6 protein-coding genes are annotated in these 8,140 nt (G+C 70.6%); all 6 read right to left on the minus strand.

The window, feature by feature from the left end; all coding sequences use genetic code 11:
* Positions 1–38: 38 nt before the first annotated feature.
* A complete protein-coding gene (locus tag ACGFU6_RS30830; protein WP_123530526.1) occupies positions 39–647 on the minus strand; it encodes a helix-turn-helix domain-containing protein in 609 nt (202 codons plus the stop codon).
* A gap of 67 nt (positions 648–714) precedes the next feature.
* Complete coding sequence (locus tag ACGFU6_RS30835) at positions 715–2,109, minus strand: aspartate aminotransferase family protein (RefSeq protein ID WP_393615690.1); 1,395 nt, start codon at positions 2,107–2,109, stop codon at positions 715–717.
* Entirely contained in the window at positions 2,106–4,067 is a 1,962-nt protein-coding gene (gene dxs, locus ACGFU6_RS30840; RefSeq protein WP_393615692.1) for a 1-deoxy-D-xylulose-5-phosphate synthase, read from the minus strand. The genes ACGFU6_RS30835 and dxs overlap by 4 nt, the downstream gene beginning before the upstream one ends.
* Before the next feature lie 218 nt (positions 4,068–4,285).
* Entirely contained in the window at positions 4,286–5,305 is a 1,020-nt protein-coding gene (hpnH, locus tag ACGFU6_RS30845) for an adenosyl-hopene transferase HpnH (protein WP_311301975.1), read from the minus strand.
* Between the two features lie 5 nt (positions 5,306–5,310).
* Entirely contained in the window at positions 5,311–5,970 is a 660-nt protein-coding gene (locus ACGFU6_RS30850) for a 1-hydroxy-2-methyl-2-butenyl 4-diphosphate reductase (RefSeq protein ID WP_393615695.1), read from the minus strand.
* Entirely contained in the window at positions 5,970–7,973 is a 2,004-nt protein-coding gene (gene shc / locus ACGFU6_RS30855; RefSeq protein ID WP_393615697.1) for a squalene--hopene cyclase, read from the minus strand. Before shc ends, ACGFU6_RS30850 begins: the two co-directional genes overlap by 1 nt.
* Positions 7,974–8,140 lie beyond the last annotated feature (167 nt).

The following is an 8,140-nucleotide window of genomic DNA, read 5'->3' on the forward strand; positions in this document are numbered from 1 at the left end:
CTCTGGCGACCGGCCGGGCCGGTGGCGGGGACGGCGTCTCAGCGACGGTGGATTCCGCTGCCGAGGCACAGCTCGGCGGCGGGGCTCTGCAGCAGGGTGTGGACGAAGAGCAGCTCGGCGCCCTCGCGCTCCGGTGCCGCGATCCGGTGCGGGGTGAGCGAGTCGAAGTGCGCGCTGTCGCCGGGGCCGAGGTCGTGCACCGTCTCGCCGAGGGTCACCCGGAGGTTCCCGGCCAGGACGTACAGCCATTCCTCACCGGGGTGGACGCGCACCAGGTCGCCCTGCGCGCCGTACGGGACCCTGACGCGCAGCGCCTGCATCGCCCGGCCCGGACCACCCGCCTGCTGGTACATCCAGCCGTCGGCCTCGGCCCCCTCGAACTTCCGGGCGCGGACGATCGCGTCACGTTCCGGGGGGATCTCGCCGAGCAGTTCGGAGACCGTCGTACCGTAGATCCTGGCGAGTCCGAGCAGCATCGGCAGCGAGGGCTGGCGCCGGCCCGTTTCGAGCCGGGACAGATGGGCGGGCGAGAGCCCGGCGCGCTGGGCGGCGGTCTCCAGGGTGAGCCCTCGGCCGCGGCGCAGATCACGCAGGCGCGGTGCGACACCGGGCAGCTCGTCGGCCACCCCTCCTTCTGGAGGATTCATGTGTCCATTGGGCCAGGGTCTTTCCTGGGAGGCAAATTTATTGCCTCCCAGGCAAAACCCCCGCTGATCAGCGGTTGGCGACGGCCTGCTTCACCAGGGTCCGGCCGAAGTCCCACATCAGCCCGCCGTTGTGCGCGTCGTCCATCACCGCTGTGAACGCGGTCACAAACCGGTCCACGTCCGCCTCGTCGATGACGAGCGGCGGAATCAGCTTGATCACTTCGAGGTGGTCGCCGGAGACCTGGGTGAGGATGCGGTGCTTCTGGAGCAGCGGTACGACGACCATCTGCGCGAAGAGGCCTTTGCGGGCCGCCTGCAGCATGGTCCAGCGGCTGCGCAGCTTCAGCGAGGACGGCCGGCCGAACTCGATGCCGATCATCAGTCCGCGTCCCCGCACCTCGTGCAGCAGCTCGTAGCGGCCGACCAGCGCGGCCAGCCTCTCGCGCAGCAGATCACCGGTGCGGCGGGCGTTCGCCACGGTCTCCTCGTCCTCCATCACGGCGAGGACCGCCAGCCCGGCGGCCATCGCCTGGGCGTTGGAGCCGAAGCTGGCCGAGTGGACCAGCACCCGGTCCATCGAGGAGTAGACCCGCTTGAAGATCCAGTCCTTGCCGAGCGTCGCCCCGACCGGCACATAGCCGCCGGAGAGCGCCTTGGCGACGCAGACCAGATCGGGTTCGACGCCCTCCTCGTGCTGGTAGGCGTAGAAGTCACCGCTGCGGCCCAGCCCGGTCTGCACCTCGTCGGCGATGAGCAGCGCCTTGTGCTTGTGCAGCAGCTCCTGGGCGGCGCGCAGGAAGCCGGGCGGCGAGGCGTGCACGCCCTTGCCCTGGATCGGCTCGACGACCAGAGCGGCCACATCGCCGCGCTTCAGCTCGCGCCGCAGCGCGTCGAGGTCGCCGAGCTCGATGGCGGTGTCGGGCAGCAGGGGCGCGAAGCCGTCCCGGAAGCCGTCCTCGCCGTTGACCGAGAGCGAGCCGGTGGTCAGTCCGTGGAAGGCGTGCGTGCAGTACAGGATCCTCGGCTTCCCGGTCGCGTAGCGGGCGAACTTGAGCGCCGTCTCGACGGCCTCCGTACCGCTGTTGCCGAAGAACACCCGGTCCAGGTGAGGGCTGTGCGTGAGCAGCTTCTCGGCCAGGAGCCCCGGCAGGGGCTGGCAGTCGAAGCGGGTGAGGTCGGCGAGCGAGGCGTCCAGGACGTCGTGCAGCGCCTTGCGTACGACGGGGTGGTGCCGGCCGAGCCCCATCACGCCGAAACCGGCCAGCATGTCCAGGTAGTCGTTGCCCTCCGCGTCCCAGAAGTGCGCGCCCTCGGCCCGTTCGTAGACCTTGTCGAAGCCGATGGTGTGCAGCATGCGCGGGAGCTGGTGGTTGAGGTGCTTGGTGTGCAGCTCGTAGCGCTCGGCGCCGCGCTCCGCGAGGAGCTGCGCCAGGTCGAAGCCCCCCGGCCCGTCGTCCTTCATGCCCCGCTCTCCTTGTGCCCGTTGTCCAGGGCGTGGCGCTCGTGGTGTCCGTCGCCCGGCGGGAGTCCGTGCCCGGCGGCCCCGGCCGGGCCGCGGGTGGCCAGGGTGGCGCTGATCCGGCCCGCGATCTCGACCGGGGTGAGCCCGATGTCGGCCAGCACCTCGGCGCGCTTGCCGTGGGCGAGGAACTGCTCGGGGATCCCGAAGGTGCGCAGTGGTACGTCGGTCCCCGCGTCCCGCAGCGCCTGCCCGACCGCCGATCCGACGCCGCCGGCCCGGCTGTTGTCCTCGACGACGGCGACGAGCCGGTGCCGCGCGGCGAGCGGGGCCAGCTGCTCGTCGACCGGCTTGACCCAGCGGGGGTCGACGACGGTGCAGCGGAGGCCGGCGCCCGCGAGCAGATCGGCGGCTCGCAGGCAGACCGGGGCCATGACGCCGACCGCGACCAGCAGCACATCGGCGTCCTCGTCGCGGTGCAGTACGTCCATGGCGCCGATCCGGCCGATGGCGGGGACCGGCTCCCCCACCGACTCCTTGGGGAACCGGATCATGGTCGGGGCGTCGTCGACGGCGACGGCCTCGCGCAGCTGGGCCCGCAGCTGGCCGGCGTCGCGCGGTGCCGCGATCCGCAGTCCCGGTACGACCTGGAGCAGGGACAGGTCCCACATGCCGTTGTGGGACGCGCCGTCCGGCCCGGTGACGCCCGCCCGGTCCAGGACGAAGGTCACGCCGCACCTGTGCAGCGCGACGTCCATCAGGAGCTGGTCGAAGGCCCGGTTGAGGAAGGTGGCGTAGACGGCGACGACGGGGTGCAGTCCGCCGGTGGCCAGTCCCGCCGCCGAGACCGCCGCGTGCTGTTCCGCGATGCCCACGTCCCAGACCCGGTCCGGGAACGCCTCGGCGAACTTCGTCAGCCCCACCGGGTGCAGCATCGCGGCCGTTATGGCGACGACGTCGGGCCGCTCCGCCCCGATCGCGGCGAGCTCGTCCCCGAAGACCGAGGTCCAGGACGGACCGGCCGCCGGGGCGAGCGGGGCGCAGGTCAGCGGGTCCATCGCGCCGACGGTGTGGAAGCGGTCGGCCTCGTCCTGGAGGGCTGGCTGATAGCCGCGGCCCTTCTCGGTGATGCAGTGCACGAGTACCGGGCCGTGGAAGCGCTTCGCCCGCTGCAGCGCGGACTCGACGGCGGCGGTGTCGTGGCCGTCGATGGGGCCGACGTACTTCAGGCCGAGGTCCTCGAACATGCCCTGCGGGGCGAAGGCGTCCTTGAACCCCTTCTTCGCGCCGTGCAGCGATTCGTAGAGCGGCTGTCCGATGACGGGGGTCTGCTGGAGGACGCCCTTGCCCCAGGAGAGGAAGCGTTCGTAGCCGTCGGTGGTGCGCAGGGTGGCCAGGTGGTTGGCGAGGCCGCCGATGGTCGGCGCGTAGGAGCGCTCGTTGTCATTGACGACGATGATCAGTGGCCGGTCCCTGGCGGCGGCGATGTTGTTCAGCGCCTCCCAGGCCATGCCGCCGGTCAGGGCTCCGTCGCCGATGACCGCGACGACGTGGTCGGGGCGGCCGAGTACCTGGTTGGCCTTGGCGAGGCCGTCGGCCCAGCCGAGCACCGTGGAGGCGTGCGAGTTCTCGATGACGTCGTGCTCGGACTCCTCGCGGGAGGGATAGCCGGAGAGGCCGCCCTTGCCGCGCAGCTTGGAGAAGTCCTGCCGCCCGGTGAGGAGTTTGTGTACGTAGCTCTGGTGGCCGGTGTCCCACAGGATGCGGTCCACGGGCGAGTCGAAGACCCGGTGCAGGGCGATGGAGAGCTCCACGACGCCGAGGTTGGGTCCCAGGTGGCCGCCGGTCCTGGCCACCGCCTCGATCAGGAACTTCCTGATGTCCTCGGCCAGTTCGCCGAGCTGTGGTTCGTTGAGCGTCTTGAGATCGTGCGGCCCCCGGATGCTCCGCAGAAGCGTCATACCGGGCCCCCTCTCTAATCCTGTCTCAGCTCACGTTGACGGCGGGGACCCCCGGTGGTGACGCCTGGGTCCTCGTCGTCGGCTGCACCGGAACCGCTGCGTCCCGGCCGGCCGCCGCCGGCCCGGCCAGGACGCGCCGCGCACGGCGACGCGTCGCGAGCGGCCGGGCCGACGGCTCACGGAGAGCCAGTACCACTGGTTCTCCGGCGGTCATCAGCTCACCGGTTCCCGCCGATGGTCTCCCGCGCGGCACGCAGGGATTCCTTCAGCGACCCCATGGTGGCCAGTACGGCGGTGGGCTCGTAGCCGCAGTGCGCCATGCAGTTGGCGCAGCGCGGGTCCTTGCCCCGGCCGTACTTGTCCCAGTCGGTCTCCTCGATGAGTTCCCGGTACGTCGGCACGTAGCCGTCGCTCATCAGATAGCAGGGCCGCTGCCAGCCGAAGAGCGAGTAGTTGGGAATGGCCCACGCCGTGCACGAGAAATCGGCCTTGCCCTCCAGGAAGTCCAGGAAGAGCGGCGAGTGGTTCAGCCGCCACCTGGCCCGGTTGCCGCCCGCGAAGGACTTCTTGAACAGCTCGCGGGTCTGCTCGACTCCCAGGAAGTGCTCCTGGTCGGGCGCCTTCTCGTATGCGTAGGCGGGCGAGATCATCATCTCGTCGACCTTCAGCTCGTCATTGAGGTAGTTCAGGACCTCGATGATCGTCTGCGGGGTGTCGGTGTTGAAGAAGGTGGAATTGGTGGTGACCCGGAAACCTCGGCGCTTGGCCTCCTTGATCGCGGCCACCGCCTCGTCGAATACTCCTTCCTTGGCGACCGATTCGTCGTGCCGCTCCCGCAGCCCGTCGATGTGCACGGCGAACGCGAAGTAGGGCGACGGCGTGAACTTCTCCATCTTCTTGCGCATCAACATCGCGTTGGTGCAGAGGAAGACGTACTTTTTCTTCGCCACCAGCTGCCGAACGATTTCGTCGATCTGCGGATGCATCAGCGGCTCACCGCCCGCGATGGAAACCATCGGGGCGCCGGATTCGAGCACCGCGCCGACGGCCTGGGCCACCGGCATCCGCTGCTTGAGAACTCCGGCCGGATGCTGAATCTTCCCGCAGCCTTCGCAGGCGAGATTGCAGGCGAACAGCGGCTCCAGCTCGACAATCAGCGGGAACTTCTCCCGCTTGCGGAGCTTCTGTTCAGCAAGGTACGTCGCAATCTTGATGGTCTGACGGAGTGGCATGGCCATCTAGCTCACCTCCTGGGGAGCAGCAGAGATCGGTGCCATTCATAGAAAGCCGGTAGGACGGCACGGAGAACGCGGAATGCCGATATTCCACCGCGGACCGTGCCGATGCGGACGAGCTCATGCTGTGGAGCGTCCACGACCACCCGTACGGCCGCAACCGGGCGGGGCCCGGCGCGCAGGGCGGTGCGCAGAGTGGCGGCGGACTCCATGTCCACCGCGATCGCTCCGGTGGTCCGCAGCCCGGCCCGCTCATGCCCGTGTACGACATGGTCGGAGCCGGTCAGCGGACCGGTGTGGACGGTGCGTCCCGGTACTGCTCTGGCCAGTGCGTCGGCAAGCAGTTCGGTGCCGGTGCAGGCGGCCGACTCCCCGGCGAACCGGGTCTCGTCGGCCACCACCAGATCTCCGGGGTGCATGCCGGGCGTCAGCCCGGCACAGAACCCCGAGGCGATGACCGCGGCGCCGAGTGCCCGGCTCTCGCCGAGCGCCCGTGCCACGGCGGCTTCGGCCGCCTTCGGCCCCATGCCCGTACGGAGTACGGTCACCGGCCCCGGCGCCTTGTCCGCCCTGCTCCTGCCGGTGCGCAGGGCGAGCTGTTCGATGCCGAGCGCGCAGGCGATCAGCAGCGGGGCGGCGGGGCCGGGCGGCCCCGCTGGTTCGCCCATCAGACCCCCTCACGGATGGCCGTGCGGCCGGCGAAGGGGTCGCCGTGCACGTACCGCCCGAGAGCGGTCAGCGGGAAGACCTGCCGGTAGAGGTGGTAGTTGATCGAGAAGTCCCAGGGGAAGCCGGTCCCGGTGAAGTACGGCTCGTCCCAGGAGCCGTCGGGCTGCTGGGTCTCGGTGAGCCAGGCGACGCCTCGGGCCACGGCGGGGGTGTCCCGCCGGTCCGCGGCGAGGAGTGCGAGCAGCGCCCAGGCCGTCTGGGACGCGGTCGAGGCCCCGTGGCCGATCCACTTGTCCTCTTTGTAGGAGCGCAGGTCCTCGCCCCAGCCACCGTCGTCGTTCTGGACGGACTCCAGCCAGTCGGCCGCGCGCCGGATCGAGGGATGCGCGGCGGGCAGTCCGGCGGCGACGAGTGCGGGCACCACCGACCCTGTCCCGTATACGTAGTTGACGCCCCATCGGCCGAACCAGCCACCCGCCGCGTCCTGATCGGCGAGCAGCCACTCGATGCCGCGCCGGGTGACGGGGTTGGCGGAGTGGCCCTCGATGGCGAGCATCTCCACCACGTGCCCGGTGACGTCCGCGGACGGCGGGTCGATGACCTCACCGAAGTCGCAGAAGGGCAGCCGGTTGGGGAACGGGCTGGTGTTGTCGGCATCGAACGCCCCCCAGGCGCCGTTGCGGGACTGCATGCCGACGTTCCAGCGCACCCCGCGCGCGATGGCGGCCTCGACGCGTGCCGGATCCGGGTGGCGGACCCGGCGCAGCGCGAGGACCACTTCCGCGGTGTCGTCGATGTCGGGGTAGTTGTCGTTGTGGAACTCGAACGCCCAGCCGCCCGGCGGGAGTTGAGGCCTTCGCACCGACCAGTCGCCCGGTCGGGCGATCTCCTCGTCCAGCATCCAGTCCGCCGCCTTCACCAGCGCCGGGTGGTCGGGGCGCAGGCCGGCGTCGGCGAGCGCGATGGTGGCGAGGCAGGTGTCCCAGACCGGGGACTGGCACGCCTCGATCATGCGGGCGCCGTCCTCGCGCCAGACCGCGAACCGGTCCAGCGAGGCGAGCCCGGCCCGCATCACCGGGTGGTCGAGGTCGTAGCCCAGCAGGTGCAGCGCGATGACCGAGTAGACGGCGGGCGGCTGGATGCCGCCCCAGCAGCCGTCGTTCTCCTGGCGTTCGATGATCCAGCGGGCGGCCGCGTTCATCGCGAGGCGGCGCACCCGGCGCGGGGCGATCCGGTGATAGAGGTGCAGCGCTTTGTCGAGGCGCTGGAAGACACCGTCCCAACTGGCCGCCGGTGCGGGGCGCCTGGGTGGGTTGGGCTCACCGGGGTCGGTGTGCAGCTCGTCCAGCGCGAAGGGGGCCGGCCGGACCGGCCGCTTCGCCGATACGACCGTGAGCGGCACGATGGTCTGGCGGGCCCAGCAGCCGAAGTCGTAGATGTTGAGCGGGACCCACTTCGGGAAGAACATCAGCTCGGGCGGGAGTTCCGGCAGGTCGTCCCATTTCCACCAGCCGAACAGGGCCAGCCAGATCCGGGTGAACACCCGGCTCGCCGCGATCCCGCCCTGTTCCCTGACCCACCCCGAGGCGCGGAGCATGTGCGGGTCGTCCGGCCGGTCGCCGGCCAGCCGCAGTGCCACGTAGGCCTCGATGGTGGCGGAGAGGTCTCCCGGTCCGCCGTGGAACGTGGCCCAGGTGCCGTCACCGAGCTGCTCGCCCCGGATGAAGCGGCCGGCCGCCCGGACCGTGGCGGAGTCCTGGATTCCGAGGAACTGGCGGAGCAGCAGGTCCTCGGCGTCCATGGTGACGTTGGTGGCGAGGTCGCCCTTCCACCAGCCCTGTTCGTCCTGCTTGCCGAGGAGGTGCTCCACCGAGCGTTCCGCGGCCCGTCGCGCGGCGGCCAGTACGTCGTCCGCGGCGGTGGTCGATTCGGATGTCGGTCTACTGGCCGAGGCTGCGCGGGGATCCACAGCCCCGGTGCTTCCGTCGGTCGTCGCTGTCATGGCTTCCCCTTCGTGCAGTTGGTCCTCTGCTGTGCTGGGGTCTCCGTCGGGGGGGGGGGGGGGGGGGGCCCCCCCCGCCCCCCCCGGTGCATTTTGTCACTTTTTGGGGATGAAATTGATTAGAAGACACAATAAACCCGCGCCGGGGGGTGCCCCCCCCCCCGGGG

The sequence above is a fragment of the Streptomyces sp. NPDC048462 genome (genome assembly GCF_043200175.1).
Lineage (GTDB): Bacteria > Actinomycetota > Actinomycetes > Streptomycetales > Streptomycetaceae > Streptomyces.